This is a genomic window from Oxalicibacterium flavum (assembly GCF_014635065.1).
In the GTDB taxonomy this organism is placed as follows: domain Bacteria; phylum Pseudomonadota; class Gammaproteobacteria; order Burkholderiales; family Burkholderiaceae_D; genus Oxalicibacterium; species Oxalicibacterium flavum.
Map to the genome: position 1 here is coordinate 713,366 of NZ_BMCG01000001.1, position 15,667 is coordinate 729,032.

A 15,667-nucleotide genomic window follows, 5' to 3' on the forward strand; every position below is an offset into this window, starting at 1 on the left:
GTTTCCGATTCTAGTACAAAAAAATGAAGCGGGTTAACGAACATCGCTTCACGCTTTCTTCACGGTTTGCAGTCCGCCTGCTCGTCGCCCCATGGCTGCACATGCAGGCGTCGCCCGCCTGCTTCCAGATCCCTGAACGACGGCGCGACGGCGCGATACTGGCCGTCCTTCAATGCCTGCGGCACCTGCTTGCAACCGTAACCGATATCCATCGCGCCCACCGAACGCCACTGGCCTTGCGCATCGGTGGAGAACAGAATCAGTTGCCGATTGGGTTCGACCTCGCCGATCAGGATGTCGGCATGGCCATCGTCATTCATGTCGAGCAGATAGGCATCGCATCGCTTGTCCGCCTGCCGCAGGCAATCCGGAATCTTGTAGGGCCGATCGTACGCACTCCAGTCCTGCGCCAGGAAACCTTCCGGAAGTGCTGCCTGTGCCGGATGCACATGGATATTGGCGGCCCGTGTTTGCGCAGTCGCTGCCGGCTGGCTGGGACGTTCCCATCTGTTCTTGCTGGACAGCGCAGCCCTGGCCTGCGTGCTGATCGTTTCGGCATGCTCTCCCTCGGATCGCGCCTGCAAGGAGTGCAACGCGGTATCGCCGTAACGTGCGCCTTCGAAACGCAGATAATGGAAATCGAATTGCGCCGGCAATGTCTTGCCGCTTTCCAGCCGTGCCATCTGACTGGCGACCGACAGTCGCGCCGGATCGGCCAGCGGCGTGAACAGCGACAGCAGAATCGCCAGCAACAACAGCGCGGTCACGATATTGGTCTGCGCGATGCGCATCAGCCAGCTGCCGCGCTCCAGTGCAGCCCACAGATAGCCGGTCGCATAACAGGCGGCGACCAGCAGACAGGCGGCAGCGCGGATGCGGTCGGCGGTCCAGCCATATTGCTGCACGCGCAAGGCCAGCGCATAGACGGCAATGCCGGCAATCGGCAACAGCATCAGGCAGGCAGCCCTGGCAGCCACCCGCAGCACGCGCGCCACTTCGCCCGCCACCTCGCCGCTCTGGAAGGCGGCATTGATCAATACCACCAGCACCGCCGCTGCACCCAGCAGCACGGACGTGGCCTGGCGCGTGGCCCACAGCGGCTCCAGTCCGGCAAACGGCAGGCTGACCAGAAAGCCGCCGACGATCAAGGCCGCCACCGGCAGCAGCCATGACATCAGCACCAGCAGCAGGCTGCGAATGCCGTGCACGATGCGCGGCCGCACATCGGTCACATGCAGCGCGGTCGATAGCGCAAAGGTCAGCACCGGGATCACGAACCACGACTGGTCGAGCAGGCGGCGCAGGAAGTCCAGCTTGACCAGCATGAAGAGGGCGGCGCCCAGCCACAGGATCAGCCACAGCACGCCGACAAACAGGATGGCGAACATGATCTGGATCGCCAGCTTCCATGCCGTTTCGAAATAGGTGGCATAGGAGGCGATGCGTCGCTGGTCGCGCGCACCGGCCAGCACGAAGACATGCGCGATGAAGAAACCGAGCGCCGACAGCGCCACCATCCAGCCGGACGGCATGAAGCGCGTCAGGTTGTCGCGTTCGCCTTGCCAGTTGCCCGCAAAATCCAGGCGCCAGATATCGTGCACACCGAGCGCGATGCAGATCGCCATCGCGGCCAGCATCCATTTCCACAGCAGACGTTTTTCGAGATGGCCGAGCGCCGAGATGAAAAGAACCGGCACGAACAGGCAGATCAGCAGCAAGGGCGCGAACAGATAGCCGTTCGTCGCCGGCCACAGCGCGTGGCGCGCCGTATAGTAGAGCGCATACAGCAGCACACCCTGCAACAGGCCGCTCAACAGGCGCAACCGCGCAATGCGGCTGGTGACAATGGCACGTGGAATGGAAAGATTTTCTTCTGCTGCTGCCGTCTGCATGGCAAGACTCCTCGGGTCGGCGGGAACGGCAAGATGTTGCCGTCCTGTCATGCGCCATCATGCCCGATCTTCGGTGGTCCTGTCTTTCTCGCAACAGTCGTGCGCCAAACTCGGGCTTTACCATGAACAACGGCCGCGCAAGGCGGCCGTTGCGGTGGATGCGATCCGCTTCACGTGGTTTCGAATACGCCTTCCATGCGATTCTTGCGCACGTTGTCCCAGGTGAATATCTTGGCGTTCATCGCGATATAGACACCGTGCGGCAGCGTCTGCGCGATGCCGCAGGCAAAACCGAAGTTGAACAGCGCATCCGAATGCTGCACTTCGTAGGGAATCATCGCGCCCGTCAGCACGATGGTCTTGCGCAGCTGCGCCGCGCCGAGCACGGCGGCGGTCTTCTGCATGGTGTCGGTGCCGTGGACCACGACGATGCTCTTTTCGTCGGCACGCAGGCAGCTCGCGCAGATGCGCTGGCGGTCGGCGTCGTTCATGTCGAGCGAGTCCAGGAAGGGCAGCTGTTCGAGCTGGATCGGCACCGTGATCCGCGCGCGGCGGATGATTTCGGGCAGGTGCCCGTTACCGAATGACAGCGAGCCTGTCAGTTCATCGTAGTGCTTGTCGAACGTGCCGCCGGTGGCAATGATGCGTAAGCTCATCTGGATCGCATGCAGGAGAAAATTGTCGTCACATCATAGCGCGAGCATGGGCAACCGTGAAGAGCGTGCAGGTTGCCTGCCGACAAGCTGCACGATGGTGCCGACGAACGGCATGCGTACCGCCCTGCATGGATCAGGCCGCCATCTTCATCGCCGCATCGATCGGAATGTCCTCGCCGTTGAGCACGGCGAACAGATGATCGACATTGATTGCCTGGATCAGCAGATCGCCGCGATTGGCCTGGATGACTTCGGTCACCAGCATGCCGGTGCTGGGCGCGGCCAGCGGCGTCGGCACGATCTGCGACGGCTGGAACTCGGGCACGCCATGCAGCTCGCTAACCAGCAGGCCGATCGCATGCTCGCCACGGCGCACGATGATGACCTGGCTGCTGCTGTCGATCTCGGACTTGCAACCGCGCATCAGATGACCGAGGTCGAATACCCAGACGAAGCGCTTGGCATCGTTGTCCGCATTGCTCTCATGCCTCAACGCGAGGATGCCGATGCGTTCGGCGCGGCTGCCCATCGACATCGGCGAAATCTCCGAAGCCGGCAGGGCTTCCGACACGTGCTGCGCATCGATCGCGAACAGGCCGCCATCGACAAAGAAGGTAGCGAACTCGCGGCCCGCCGGCGCACCGGGGTCGGTTTGGATCAGCGTATGCACGCCCTGGTGGTGGCCGGCCTGCTGGCGTTCCTCGCCGAATGACTTGTAGACGATTGCCAGCACGTCCTCGCGATAACCGTCCGAGGTCTTGAATTCGCGGTAGCCGTGCGAGACGGTGCAGCCGAGGATCGCATAGTGACCGTCATGGACGACGATGCGCGAAGTGCTGCTGCCGTTGGGCAACTGCAGCAGGGCGGGATCGATCTCCAGTGTGGCGCCGATCGGCCGTTTGGGATCGGTGCTGGAAATGACGCGGCCGCTGCGATCGATGAAAAGCGCGTTGATGTCGGTCTTGTCACCCAGCGCGCCTTGCAGCATCGCCGAGAACTCGGGTTCCGAGTCGAACACGATGCCGATCCCGCCAACCACCTGCATGGCATTGTCGGGATGACGGATCGCCGCATGATAGACATAGGTCGGACGCTCGCCATACAACGGTGTCGGCTCGAACGGCGTGACGTGATACTGCTGGTCGCTGCCCAGCCCGCGCACGTGGCCGAGCGTGCGTTCGTCAACCGACCAGCCGACCACATCACGGCCGTCGCCGCCAAAATCGGTGCTGGCGATGATGATACCTTCCTCGTCATAGACGAAGATGCGCGTATAGACCGTGTAGAGCGAGTTGATGTAGCCGAGGATTTCCGCGATGCGCGCCACGGTGTCTGCCGAGCGTTGCGGATCGGCCAGCGCGACCTGCAGTTCCGGCGTCAGCGCCCACCAGCGGCAATCGTCCGAGCGTTCGTAGAGATTGCGGTCGAGCAGATCGACCATCAGGTGCGAGACGAATTCCGAATCGCTGAGCGAGGATGACAGTACGGTTTCGTACAGGTCGCGGATCGATTGCGAGAACAGCTCGTTGCTGCGCGCGCCGGTCTCGCTGATCTGCTCGAGGATGGTCTTGAGCTTGAGCAGTTCGCCGTTCTGGCCGGCCGTCATGACCTGGCCGTTCCAGACCACGCGGCGGATGGTTTCGGCCGCACTCATGATCTCGAACAACGGCGGGCAGAAACTCTGCGCATGCGACAGCAGGCCGTCAGTCACGCTCGGATCGAGCGATGCCAGTGCGGTGGTGGTCATGCCGGTAAAACCGAGTTCGACCGGGATCATGACCTGCCCCTGCCAACCCGGCGGCCCCGGGTAACCCTGGTAGCCATCGGCCGAGAACGTGCGCGCCAGGTATTCGCGGCCGCCATAAACCACCAGACGCGGATCGGCATTGCGATTGACAGGCACGGTGGTGCCGGTCGGAATCCAGAGCGGATCGGCGCTGGCGATGACGCGGTTGTCCTTGTCGAGCAACAGCATGTTGGCACGCTGCGCCGGATCGCGGTGCGAACGGAAGATGCCGGCCATCTCTTCCTCGAAGTGAAAGCACAGGCACAGCACGCCGACCACCGCATTGGTTTGCGGATGGTGCATGCGGCGCGAATAGATCAGCGCCTCGTGCTTGCCGGGCCGCAGGTCGGTGGCGCGGAAGGTTTCGACATAGGTGTCGGACGCCAGCGTCTCGTGCAGCAGCGGATCGGTACTGCCCTCGATCGGCGTGGTCTCGTCGATCTGCACCAGCACGTTGCCGGCGGTGTCGAGCAGGATGATCTCGTCATAGACCGTGTATTTGTTGCGGTAGGCGCGCAGGCGCGCGCGGATCATGTCGGTGTCTTCGTGCAGGCCGGCGACGAAGGTGCACAGTTCGCGGTCGGTGGCGAGAAAGCCGACGTCGGCCGTACGCTCGTAGAGATTGCGCACCACGATGTCGATCACGTATTGCGCCTTGGTGCCGATTTCCTCGAGCACGTTGGCGACCTTTTCGCGGACCAGGCTGGTGACGAGTTCCTCTTCCAGGCGATTGAAGCCGGCGCGCGTGGCGGCCATGGTCGGCAGGATCGCCTTGGCTTCGACCGGGCAGTTCATCTTGGCGGACGCTTCGATCATGCGCCACATCAGGTTCAGTTCGCGCAGCGACTGTTCGCAGCGGCTGACGTCGCGCATGTAAGGGAGAAAAGTGTCGATTTGCAGGGTAGTGTGGCTGCTCATGTTGCATTCCCGAGGCATGATTGGAGTCGTGTGGTTTTCCCTCCATGAGATAGCAATTAGCAGGCCATCGATTGCCGCACGGAAATGAATGCCGGGTCGTGAAACCGTTACAGATCTCCGTAAGGGCGACACATTGTTGCGCCATTGCAGAGCGCGATGCCTGAAGCACTCTCGTTCCGCACACTTGCGGTGCATGACGGCCCGTAGCCACGGCCGATGAGCATGCGGCAAATGCCTTACACTATCGCTCTCAGTCGCATAATCTGCACGCCACTTTCATGAAACCCATCGCTCCCGGCACCGTCATCTTCCATCGCCATCGCGGCTATGGCGTGATCACGGCCGTCAATCTGATGACGGGATGGATTTCGGCGCGCTTCGGCAGCGAGATGCGCACGCTGGACCTGAATCTCTCGACCGACGAAGTGCAGCATGCCGACGGCGAACCCATCCTGTTTCGCCGCGAGCCGCCGGACCAGATGCCGCACGCGCGGCTGATGGCAATGGTGCGCCAGCTGCATCGCGCCGGCTATCAGCGGCTTTATCTCTACAGCTGGCCCAAGCCGTCCGGACTGCACTGGCGCTGGCATCTGTTCACGGGGCCGCGCAACTGGATGGAACGGCCGTGGCGCGAAGGCTGGTACGGCTCGGGCGCCGACTACATCTTCAATCCGGTGATGGGCTGGGGCGATGCGCCGGGCGAAACCACCGAGGAACTGGCCAGCACGCTCGCGCAGTTCGATCCGACCGGCATGGCGCAGGCGCTCGGGCGCGACGAGGATCACACGCTGTGGTTCGAGACGGTGTGCGAAGCGCTGCTGCCCGACTACACGTTCTCGCTCGGCTGGGACAAGCACGACGGCCCGATTCCCGATGCACTGCCGATCATCCCGGTGCGGCGCGGCGTGCCGCCGTATGCGGGTCCGCCGCTGCCATGGCCACCCGGTTGGGCCAAGCTGTGGATCGGCACGCACCTGGCAACGACCACGGCCACCTTGCTGCCCAAGACCTCCGGCAAATCTAAAAAAGGTCCGGCTGGCGCCGAGTCCGACGCCGTTCGCTGAATTCCGCCACCGTTTCGTTGCGCACACCAGGCAGCAACACGATTGCGTCGCCAGCCTCCATGCTGCCTTCCTCGATCACCTTCAGATAGAAGCCGGTCGCGCCGCTTTGCCACATCAGCTTGCTGGCCTGCGCAAACCCCATGCGGATGTTGAACTTGAAGCACGGCTGGCGCGGCTCGGTCACTTCCAGCAGCACGCTGCCGATCCGCAGGCGGTCGCCTATCCACACCGCATCTTCCGTCAAACCCGTCATCGTCAGGTTCTCGGCCAGCGCGCCGTAGGGCAAGGCATCGTCGCGCCGCGTCGCGGCCTGCCGCCGCTCCTGCCAGAACGCGTAGTGTTCGAGCGGATAAGCATAGACCGCCTTGTCGATGCCGCCATGCACATTGCGGTCCGCCTGTTCGTCGCCGACGATGCCTAACTGCCGCACCTGCACCGCGCCCGCCACGCCGCGCTTGTCGTAGGCGCTCGGAATGCGGCGCATGCCTTCGTCGTCGTTGACGAACAGATTGCCGATGGTGGCGACGTTGATGCTGACGACCTGCATGCTCATGCCTGCGGCAGGGCCAGCACGTTGCGCGGCGTGCCGGCCGCGTAGTCGAGGATGTTCTGAAAGGCGCTGCGGAAATACAGTTCGTAGCTGTCCTGCTCGACATAACCGAGGTGCGGCGTGGCGAGCACGTTCTCCATGCGCAGCAGCGGCGAAGTCGGCAGCAGCGGTTCGCTCTCGAACACGTCGAGCGCGGCAAAGCCGGGACGGCCCGCTTCCAGCGCAACTTGCAAGGCATCGGGCGCCACCAGTTCGGCGCGGCTGGTATTGACGAACAGGGCGTCCGGCTTCATGCGCGCGAGATCGTCGGCGGTGACGATGCCGCGCGTGTCGTCGTTGAGCCGCAGGTGCAGGCTCAGTACGTCGGCCTCGGCAAAGAATGCCTCGCGCGATGCCGCCGCGCGCAAGCCGTCCTGCTGCGCCGCCGCCAGACTGGCCGGCCGCCCCCACACCATCACGTCCATGCCGAACGCCTTGCCGTAGCCGGCCACCAGCCGCCCGATGCGGCCGTAGCCCCAGATCGCAAGCGTGCGACTCTTGAGCTTGCGGCCCAGCGTGTTCTTTTCCCACGACATCGATGCGGTCTGCCACAGGCCGTCGCGCAGGTTGCCGGCGTAATGCGGCAGCTTGCGCGTGGCCGCCATGATCAGTGCCCACGTCAGTTCGGCCGGCGCAATCGGATCGCCCGCGCCCTCGACGATGGTGATGCCGCGCTCGGCCGCGGTGACCAGGTCGATGTGACCGGACACCTTGCCGGTCTGCGAGACCAGCCTGAGATTGGGCAGGCGCAGCAGCAGGGCGCGCGACAGCGCGGTGCGCTCGCGGATCAGCACCAGCGCCTCGAAATCGGCGAGGCGCACCGCCAGTTGTCCGGCACCGCGCGCGGTATGGGTAAAGACCTTGACCTCGTGATCCTTCAGCATGGAAAAGCAATCCAGGCGACGGACGACGTCCTGATAATCATCGAGTACCGCAATCTTCATGCGCGTTTTTCCTTGGAGACATGCAGCAAAACAGGTGGTGTGCACACCGTCCTCAAGAATACCCGTTTTGCGCCGCGCGCAGAGTACGCCTGCCGTCTTTACGAAGGCTGGCGACGATCACATATCTGCGCCGCCGCGCGCGAGGTCGATGACGATGGCCGTCGCGTTGTCCGGCGCGCCCAGCCGCAGCACCGCCTCGATCAGCGCGTCGGCCGCATCCTGCACCGAGTCCGCGCCGCTCACGATGTCGAACATCGCCTGCCGATCAAGGAAATCGAATACGCCGTCGGAACCCAGCACCAGGTAACGATCGTCTTCGCACCGCGCGAGACTAACCGTCTCCGGCACGCTGCTTATCGCCGGCTTGAAGGGAAACAACCCCAGCGCCCGCGACAGCGCGATGCCGGTCTTGCCCATGCGGTCCGGAACGAACACGCGCGCCGGGCCGATGGGGATGGTCTCGCCATTGTCGAGCCAGCGCTGCTCGCGCGCCACCGCGCCGCCTGCGGCTGCGACGCGCAACGCTTCGTCTTCGCGGTCCGGATGATGCGGCACGACGAGATCAAGCGCGGTGTATCCGGCCGCATCGTCGCTCCTGCGGAACAGGCAGGCGGACGAGTCGCCCAGCCACGACACCAGCAGGTCGTCCTCACGCAGCAGGGCGACCACGGCGGTGCTGCCGCAATCCGTCGCCGGGTCCAACGTTTCCAGCGCCGCCTCGACAAGCGCGAACGCGGTGCGCATGGCCGCTTCGGCATCGCCGCCGTTTTCGTCGAGCGCGGCGGCAAGCGCCATTGCACACCGCCGCGCGGACAGCGCGCTGGCGTGCGTGCCGCGCAAACCGTCGAACACGCCTGCGATGACCGCCTGTGCCGTTTGCAGCACGCAGGCCGCGTCTTCCATCCTGGTCCGCTGCCGGCCGATGTGGCTGGCCATGCCAACAGGGCGGTGTGCGCTTTTCTTCGGTTGATCCGCCTCGTGCCCTGCGACGGAGCAGCTCGGCAAACCCGATTGCAACATTTCGCAGATCTCCGCGAATTCCGGTCGCTGTTCCGGATCCCGCGCCCAGCATCTGGCAGCCAGTTCGCGCAAGCCGGCATCGTCGAAACGCCACGTCGGCCGGAAATCCTCATGCACGACCTTCTGCACGAACTCCGTGCGCGAGAGCGAGTCGGGCATGCCGTTGCCCACGTTCGCATACGGCGTCGCACCGCCATGGGCGACTTCATACATGAGGATGCCGAACGCATAGACGTCGATCTTCCGGTCGTGACGTTCCCAGGCCAGCAGTTCCGGCGCCATGTGGAACAGCGAGCCGACCGGCTCTTCCAGCGCCTCGCCGCGCCCGAGCGTCACCGCGCGGTCGAAATCGGCCACCTTGACGCGTACCGTCTGCCAGCGTGCAGCATCCGCCTGCTCATCGAATACCAGGATGTTCTCCGCCTTGAGGTCGCGATGCACGATGTTCAGCGCATGAATGTCGCGCATGGTCTGCGCGATCTGTGCCAGCACCGAGCGCACGAGCTCCGGCGCAATCCCGTCCGCCTGGTTTCTCGACGCATCGAACAGGAACCGGTCCAGCGCGCCCCGGCGCGAGCGCTCCATCTTCTCGACCAGGTGGGTCGGCGTGCCGGCAACACCCAGCAGCCGGACGATGCCGCTCCGGTCCGCCAGCGCATCGAGCCGCGCATAGGTATCGATCTCGTTCCACGACAGCGACGATTTTTCCCACGGCACGAATTTGTAGAGCAGCGAGGGCGTCGCGTCGTCCGTCACGATGATCGTGCCGTTCGGCAAGCGGTAGCCGGCCGGGGATGGCGGATGGTCGAAATAGGGCAGATCGATGGGATGCAGCGTGCCGGGAATGCTCAGCCGGAGGCGTGGGAGAGGCATGGGTTTGTAATCGCTGGATGTCAGCCTGCCGCCGCTGTGACGGGCCGGTTCATCCGTTGCAGGAAAATTCGCTATCCGACGATCTTCATGCGGATGGCCTCTTCCGTCCAATGATTTGGGCTGATGAAGCCATAGCCGGAGGTTATGCCCCCGGGATTTCTCTACGATATATCTGAAAGGAAATAATGAATGGCTTACAGCGACTGTGCCGCGTGGCCGTCGGACACGGTATTGCGTCGCGATTCGATGCGGGCGCGAATCTTGTCCCAAGCCTTGTCATGCAAGGGCAGCAAGGCCACGTTGCAGATCGGCTCCACCACGGCCGCCACGCCGCCCAGCGCCACCGAGCCGGTGAAGGCGTACATGACGACAAATGCCACACTCATGTGCATGCCGACCTGACTGACGGTTCTTGCTGCGGTGACCATGATCGCTTCCTTTCTTCATTCACTATGCGGATGAAGCAAAGGATAATCATTCTCAATCAATAAATGAAATTGAATTATCAAAATCTATTGATAGCCAATTCCTAAACCAGCAAAAGCAGCGAGGTTCGGACGGCCTGATCGAGAGAGTGCCTTCCATCGCAGCGCAATATCGTGGTTGGCGATAGCGCCTGCTGCACGCCGGGGATTACGGGATATCCGCGGTGGTGTTGCCCATGCAGCGATTGATGCTCAGTGAAGGGTGCCGACCTTGACTTCGCCCAAAGGCAGCACTTCTATGCCCAGACCGTAAGTCATCAATGCCTGCGTTTCCGGACTCTTGGATTCATCCGCCGGACGATGCTTGTACGCTTCTTCGAATGCGGCTTCGGCAGTTTTCCTGTCAAGCCCGTTGTGCACCAGACTGTCGATCCACCGATCACGCCAATACTTGTCGCTCATTTTTTCCTTCTGACCCAATAAGTAAGTACGATTGTTAGATCCCGCTATCGATAAAGCTGCGGGCGATATGAATGCCGCGACGCAAGCGTGGGCTTGCCGTCGCAAAACCAAGGGCAATTACCACAATTCCATGATTTTCAGAGGGCGAAACGCTCGTTGAGCCCACGCAGGGAGGCGCAGAACTGTTCGCCGTTGAGCGGCATGGATTCGTCGATTGCGACCTTGACGATGCGCGAGGCGCGCAAGGCGGCCTCGTGCGGCGTGGGCGCCTCGCCTTCCAGCACGCCGGCGATCGGCGCGCCGACACGCGCAGACATCACACGGTAGCGCGCACCCCAGTACCCGGCTTCCAGCTGCGCGGGCGTGATGGTGATCCGGCATTCCTTGTATTCGATTCTTTCCACGGCTGTCTCCTTGGCATCGCCCGGGCAAACCGGATGAATGCCATCGATTCTGACGACCGACAGATGGCACCACCCGGAAGCGGGATGGTAAGAATGTTGCGAACGGCGGTCTAATCTTTTTGACGAATCGCTTGATAAGCGCCGCTTATCAAGCCGTGGGAATGTTGTCTTTTTTTCTTTCCCGCAGACGGATCAGCCCTTCCTGCGTGACCGTCGCAACCAGTTCGCCCCGCTGATTGTAGATATGTGCGAAGCACAGGCCGCGTCCGCCCGAGGCATTCGGGCTTTCCATCGAAAACAGCAGCCATTCGTCCATGCGGAATGGGCGGTGGAACCAGATCGTGTGGTCGAGGCTGGCGATCTGCAGGCGCGGATCGCTGATGCGCACCTCGTGCGGCTGCAGCGCGGTCCACAGCAGACCGTAGTCCGAGGTGTAGGCGAACAGGCTTTCGTGCAGCAGCGGGTCGTCCGGCAGCGGGCCCGGCGCGCGCGTCCAGACCTGCTTCAAGGCGGCATTGCCCTCGGCGACGGCAGCCACCGATTCGCGGTCGATGCGGAAATCGACGGGTGTCGGATGAAACGGCCGGCCGTCGGCCACGCCGCGTTCGCGCCATTGCGCGAGCGAGGACGGCAGCGTGTCCGGATCGCGGTGCGGCGGCATCGGTTTCTGGTGCGACAGCCCGTCCTCGACGGTCTGGAACGAGGCGGACATGACGAACATGCGCCGCCCTTCCTGCGTGGCGACCACGCGCCGCGTGCTGAAGGAGCCGCCGTCGCGCACGCGTTCGACCTCGTATTCGATCGGCAGCTGGTGATTGCCCGGCAGGATGAACAGCGCGTGCAGCGAATGCGGGCGGCGCTCGGGCACTGTCAGGCCGGCGGCGTACAGCGCCTGGCCCAGCGCCTGACCGCCGAACACATTTGGGCTGCCCATGAAATGACTCTGGCCGATGAAACGGTCGGATGCGACCTGTTCCAGCGCCAGCAGGTCCAGCACTTCCTGCGTGTTGAAGAGGGTCGGGTCGGACATGGAAACTCCGTGACGAAAGAGGCAGGTTGCAGGTCAACCGCGCCAGACGTCGGCCACGATCTCGTAGGAACGGCGACGCGCGGCGTGGTCGTGCACCATGCTGTGGATGATGATCTCGTCGGCCTGCGTGGTGTCGAGGAAATCCTGCAGGCGTTCGGCGACGATGTCGCGGTCGCCGATGATGGAGGCGCGCAGCATGGATTCGACCGAGATCTGCTCGTGCGGCAGCCAGTGGTTGTCCATGGTGTCGATCGGCGGCGGCAGCTTGCCCGGCGTACCGCGCACCAGGCTCAGGTGCATCTGCTGCTGCGAGGTTGCAAGCCGCTGCGCCTCGTCTTCGCTGTCGGCCGCGAACACGTTGACGCCGACCATCGCATACGGCTTGTCGAGCACGGCCGACGGCGTGAAGGTGTGGCGGTACAGCTGCAGCGCGGTCAGCATGTAGTCGGGTGCGAACTGGCCGGCGAACGCGAACGGCAGACCCAGGTGGCCGGCCAGTTGCGCGCTGTAGCCGCTGGAGCCGAGCAGCCAGATCGGCACGTTCAGTCCTTCACCTGGCACCGCGCGTACCTGCGCATGCGCGGCACTCGGCTGGAAGAAGGCGCGCAGTTCGTTCAGCTGGCGCGGGAATTCGCTGCCGTCGTCGCTGATCTCGCGCCGCAGCGCGCGGGCAGTGGCCTGGTTGGAGCCGGGCGCGCGCCCAAGGCCGAGATCGATGCGGCCCGGATAGAGCGATTCCAGCGTGCCGAACTGCTCGGCCACCACCATGGGCGGATGATTGGGCAGCATGATGCCGCCCGCGCCGACGCGGATCGTCGAGGTGCCGCCGGCGACGTATCCGATCACCACCGCCGTCGCCGCGCTGGCAATGCCCGGCATGCTGTGATGCTCGGCCAGCCAGAAGCGGTGGTAGCCGAGCTGTTCGACGTGCCGCGCCAGATCCAGCGAGCGATGCAGCGCATCGGCCGCGTCGCCGCCGACCAGAATCGGCGACAGATCGAGCACGGAAAGGGGAATGTCTTTCAAGGGTTTCATGATGGAACGGCATCCTTCTGCAACTGCCGGCGCAAGGAACGCATCGGCAGGAACCACAGAATAGCGTGAATCGCCGATTCGTTCCGGCGCCGGGCCGCTGCCGCGCGGCAATGTGACGGCGCCATCATCTTATGTGGGTTACAGCACTGTTCATGGACAAGGGCGATTACTACAATGACAGCACGCCATTTCACAATGAGGCTCGCCATGTCTGTGCTACGTCTGCTGCTGGCCCCGCTGCTGGTCGCCACCGTTCTGACGGCGTGCGAGAAACCGCCACAAGCCCCGCCCGCACCCAAGCTGGAGCAGGATCGCGCCGCGCCGCCCTTGCCACGCACCGAGATGCCGGCGCCATCGCGGTCACGCTGATCGGAAAGTCCGACGATGACGATGGAAACCTGGTGGATGGCGGTACTGCAGACGCTGCGCGAAGAATTCTCCGATATCAACGACGTCACGCAAGTCACGCGTGTCTGCATCCGCCTGCTGGTGGCGGTGATTCTCGGCGGGCTGCTCGGCTACGAACGCGAGTCGCGCGGCCGCTCGGCGGGCTTGCGCACCCACATGCTGGTGGCGCTGGGCTCGGCGCTGTTCGTGCTGGTGCCGCTGGAAGCCGGCATCCAGCCGGCCGATCTGAGCCGCGTGCTGCAGGGCGTGATCGCCGGCATCGGCTTCCTCGGCGCCGGTGCCATCATCAAGCTCAACCAGGAACAGGAAATCAAGGGGCTGACCACTGCCGCCAGCATCTGGATGACGGCCGCCATCGGCATCGCCGCCGGCATGGGGCGCGAATCGACGGCCATTCTCAGCACCGTGTTCGCGCTCTTCATCCTTGCCGTGCTGCGGCGGGTCGAGGCCAGAAACAAGCCGCACAAGGCTTGAACCAGGCAACCGCCATCTCCTTCCTACGTACCCCCCGACTACCGGGGCGAACGCATTCTCGCCGCTCTTTTTGTGACGATTAAGTTGACGACCTCTTAACAATTTGGGGTATAGTCACAAACGAAAATTACTATCAGTTAAAAAACAATCGTCGATTTTCGAAATTTTCAGGGAGGCTTGAGCGCATATCCGTGCGTTCAAGAGCGTATATGAAATGGATTGCCTGTCTTCTTGCAGCGGCAGCGCTGAGTGCGTGCGCGTCGCCCAATCAGCGAAGCGAAACCGTCCGCATCTGTGATGAACAGGGATGCAGCGATCGGCCTCGCAATTCCTCCACCTTCGTTCCCGAAGATTCCATCAGTCCCGCCGAAGCGGAAAAAATCGCCAAGCTGACGGCGCTTGCCGAGAACGACCCGCGCGCAGCCTTCGACCTCGGCCTGCGCTATTTCCGCGGCGACGGCATCACCAAGAATTCTTACGAAGCGCTGAACTGGATGCGGCATGCCGCCGAACGCGGCGACGTCGAGGCGCAACTGGCGGTCGGGCGCTTCTATCTCATGGGGCTCGAAGAAATGGGCTCGGACCCGGCCGAAGCGGAAACCTGGCTTTCGCTGGCTGCCAGTCGAGGCAACGCGGAAGCCGCGAAGCTTCTCAAGCAGGCTCAACAGGCCAAGAAAGATGAGATCGAATACCGGCGCTGGGTCAATGCACATCGCCTGTACTGGTACGGGTACTGGGCAAACGGATACGTCTATCGCGGCTATTGGCGCGATACCGCGTGGTATTTCCGCTAACCGCCAGGGTTTCCCTTCTGTCATTCAATAATAAGGACCAAGCATGTTCATCAAAAAAACGTTTGCCACCGCAGCACTGCTGCCTTTCGTTCTCTCGGGTTGCGTCGCGACCGGCGGTTCCGGTCTGGGAGGAATGCTGAGCACCGGCTCTTCGCCAACCGCAGCCTCGGGTGCGGCAGCCGGCGGCACCAGCGCCAATGCGAGCGACAATCTGGAACGCTGCGCCAAGCCGCTGGGCACGATCGCCGTTGACGATGGCCGCAACAAGGAATGGTTTGCCAGCTTTGGCGCCGCTACCAAGGTGACCAGCATCGAACCGCTGCTGCGCCTGGCCGTGCAGCAATCGAACTGCTTCGTCATCACCGCGATCGGCAACAATCGCACCGATGCCCGCATTTCCGCCATCACCGACAAGCAGCGCAATTCGGGTGAATTCCGCGCAGGCTCCAAACAGCAGAAAGGTCAGCGCGTCGCCGCCGACTACTTCCTGGAGCCGGCCATCATCATCGACAACGACTCGACCGGCAAAGTGGCTGGCGCACTGGGTGGACTGATCGGCTCGAACGTGGGCAGGCTCGCCGGCTCGCTGGAATCCAAGGTCTCCGTCGTGACGCTGACGCTGTATGACATCCGTTCGTCGGTACAGATCGCCATTTCGGAAGGCAATGCCACGGCAACCAATTACGGTGCTGCGCTTGGCGCGTTCGGCGGTGGCGCCGCCGGCAGCCTGGGCGGCTTCTCGCGCACGCCGGAAGGCAAGGCGACGGTCGCGGCGTTTGTCGATTCCTACAACCAGATGGTCGTTGCACTGCGCAACTACAAGGCGCAGGAAGTGGAAGGCGGCCTGGGCCGCGGCGGCAAGCTCAAGGTCGGCAAGTAACGACCTCGCCGTC

Annotated in this window: 16 protein-coding genes; 5 read left to right on the forward strand and 11 right to left on the reverse strand. The window is 63.2% G+C overall.

The genetic code is table 11. The features are described from left to right. Nucleotides 1–59: 59 nt before the first annotated feature. The 3 genes from IEV38_RS03345 to IEV38_RS03355 form a co-directional block, all read right to left on the reverse strand. A complete protein-coding gene (locus tag IEV38_RS03345) occupies nt 60–1,892 on the reverse strand; it encodes a DUF4153 domain-containing protein (protein ID WP_188394724.1) in 1,833 nt (610 codons plus the stop codon). A 170-nt stretch (nt 1,893–2,062) separates the two neighbouring features. Beyond that, complete coding sequence (locus tag IEV38_RS03350; RefSeq protein WP_188394725.1) at nt 2,063–2,548, reverse strand: asparaginase domain-containing protein; 486 nt, start codon at nt 2,546–2,548, stop codon at nt 2,063–2,065. 133 nt (nt 2,549–2,681) lie between these two features. Continuing rightward, nucleotides 2,682–5,252 carry a chemotaxis protein CheW gene (locus IEV38_RS03355; RefSeq protein WP_188394726.1) on the reverse strand — a complete coding sequence of 857 codons (2,571 nt, stop codon included), beginning with the start codon at nt 5,250–5,252 and terminating at the stop codon, nt 2,682–2,684. A gap of 278 nt (nt 5,253–5,530) precedes the next feature. Here IEV38_RS03355 and IEV38_RS03360 point away from each other — a divergent pair, with 278 nt between their 5' ends. Further along, nucleotides 5,531–6,316 carry an L-asparaginase gene (locus tag IEV38_RS03360; RefSeq protein ID WP_188394727.1) on the forward strand — a complete coding sequence of 262 codons (786 nt, stop codon included), beginning with the start codon at nt 5,531–5,533 and terminating at the stop codon, nt 6,314–6,316. Here IEV38_RS03360 and IEV38_RS03365 read toward each other — a convergent pair. From IEV38_RS03365 to IEV38_RS03400, 8 genes are all read right to left on the reverse strand, one after another. Then, a complete protein-coding gene (locus tag IEV38_RS03365) occupies nt 6,273–6,869 on the reverse strand; it encodes an MOSC domain-containing protein (protein ID WP_229728524.1) in 597 nt (198 codons plus the stop codon). The two genes, IEV38_RS03360 and IEV38_RS03365, sit on opposite strands and share 44 nt — an antisense overlap. Next, nucleotides 6,866–7,849 (reverse strand): D-2-hydroxyacid dehydrogenase family protein, encoded by a 984-nt coding sequence (locus tag IEV38_RS03370; protein ID WP_188394728.1) that lies wholly within the window; start codon nt 7,847–7,849, stop codon nt 6,866–6,868. The genes IEV38_RS03365 and IEV38_RS03370 overlap by 4 nt, the downstream gene beginning before the upstream one ends. A gap of 117 nt (nt 7,850–7,966) precedes the next feature. Then, complete coding sequence (locus IEV38_RS03375) at nt 7,967–9,742, reverse strand: bifunctional protein-serine/threonine kinase/phosphatase (protein WP_188394729.1); 1,776 nt, start codon at nt 9,740–9,742, stop codon at nt 7,967–7,969. Nucleotides 9,743–9,936: 194 nt separating this feature from the next. Beyond that, complete coding sequence (locus IEV38_RS03380) at nt 9,937–10,170, reverse strand: DUF2061 domain-containing protein (protein WP_188394730.1); 234 nt, start codon at nt 10,168–10,170, stop codon at nt 9,937–9,939. A 249-nt stretch (nt 10,171–10,419) separates the two neighbouring features. Beyond that, entirely contained in the window at nt 10,420–10,629 is a 210-nt protein-coding gene (locus IEV38_RS03385; RefSeq protein ID WP_188394731.1) for a hypothetical protein, read from the reverse strand. A 137-nt stretch (nt 10,630–10,766) separates the two neighbouring features. After that, nucleotides 10,767–11,033 carry a hypothetical protein gene (locus IEV38_RS03390; protein WP_188394732.1) on the reverse strand — a complete coding sequence of 89 codons (267 nt, stop codon included), beginning with the start codon at nt 11,031–11,033 and terminating at the stop codon, nt 10,767–10,769. Nucleotides 11,034–11,181: 148 nt separating this feature from the next. Further along, entirely contained in the window at nt 11,182–12,063 is an 882-nt protein-coding gene (locus IEV38_RS03395) for an acyl-CoA thioesterase (RefSeq protein WP_188394733.1), read from the reverse strand. 33 nt (nt 12,064–12,096) lie between these two features. Then, a complete protein-coding gene (locus IEV38_RS03400) occupies nt 12,097–13,098 on the reverse strand; it encodes an LLM class flavin-dependent oxidoreductase (protein WP_188394734.1) in 1,002 nt (333 codons plus the stop codon). Between the two features lie 207 nt (nt 13,099–13,305). Between IEV38_RS03400 and IEV38_RS03405 the strand changes: the two genes are divergently transcribed. The 4 genes from IEV38_RS03405 to IEV38_RS03420 all read left to right on the forward strand — a co-directional run bounded on the left by IEV38_RS03405 (nt 13,306) and on the right by IEV38_RS03420 (nt 15,654). Beyond that, complete coding sequence (locus tag IEV38_RS03405) at nt 13,306–13,467, forward strand: hypothetical protein (protein WP_188394735.1); 162 nt, start codon at nt 13,306–13,308, stop codon at nt 13,465–13,467. A 21-nt stretch (nt 13,468–13,488) separates the two neighbouring features. Next, complete coding sequence (locus IEV38_RS03410; protein WP_188394813.1) at nt 13,489–13,980, forward strand: MgtC/SapB family protein; 492 nt, start codon at nt 13,489–13,491, stop codon at nt 13,978–13,980. Between the two features lie 209 nt (nt 13,981–14,189). Beyond that, nucleotides 14,190–14,774: a tetratricopeptide repeat protein gene (locus IEV38_RS03415; RefSeq protein ID WP_188394736.1), complete on the forward strand. Its 585-nt coding sequence runs from the start codon at nt 14,190–14,192 to the stop codon at nt 14,772–14,774. 133 nt (nt 14,775–14,907) lie between these two features. Next, nucleotides 14,908–15,654, forward strand: coding sequence for a penicillin-binding protein activator LpoB (locus IEV38_RS03420; RefSeq protein ID WP_229728587.1), 747 nt, complete (start codon nt 14,908–14,910; stop codon nt 15,652–15,654). Nucleotides 15,655–15,667: the final 13 nt, after the last annotated feature.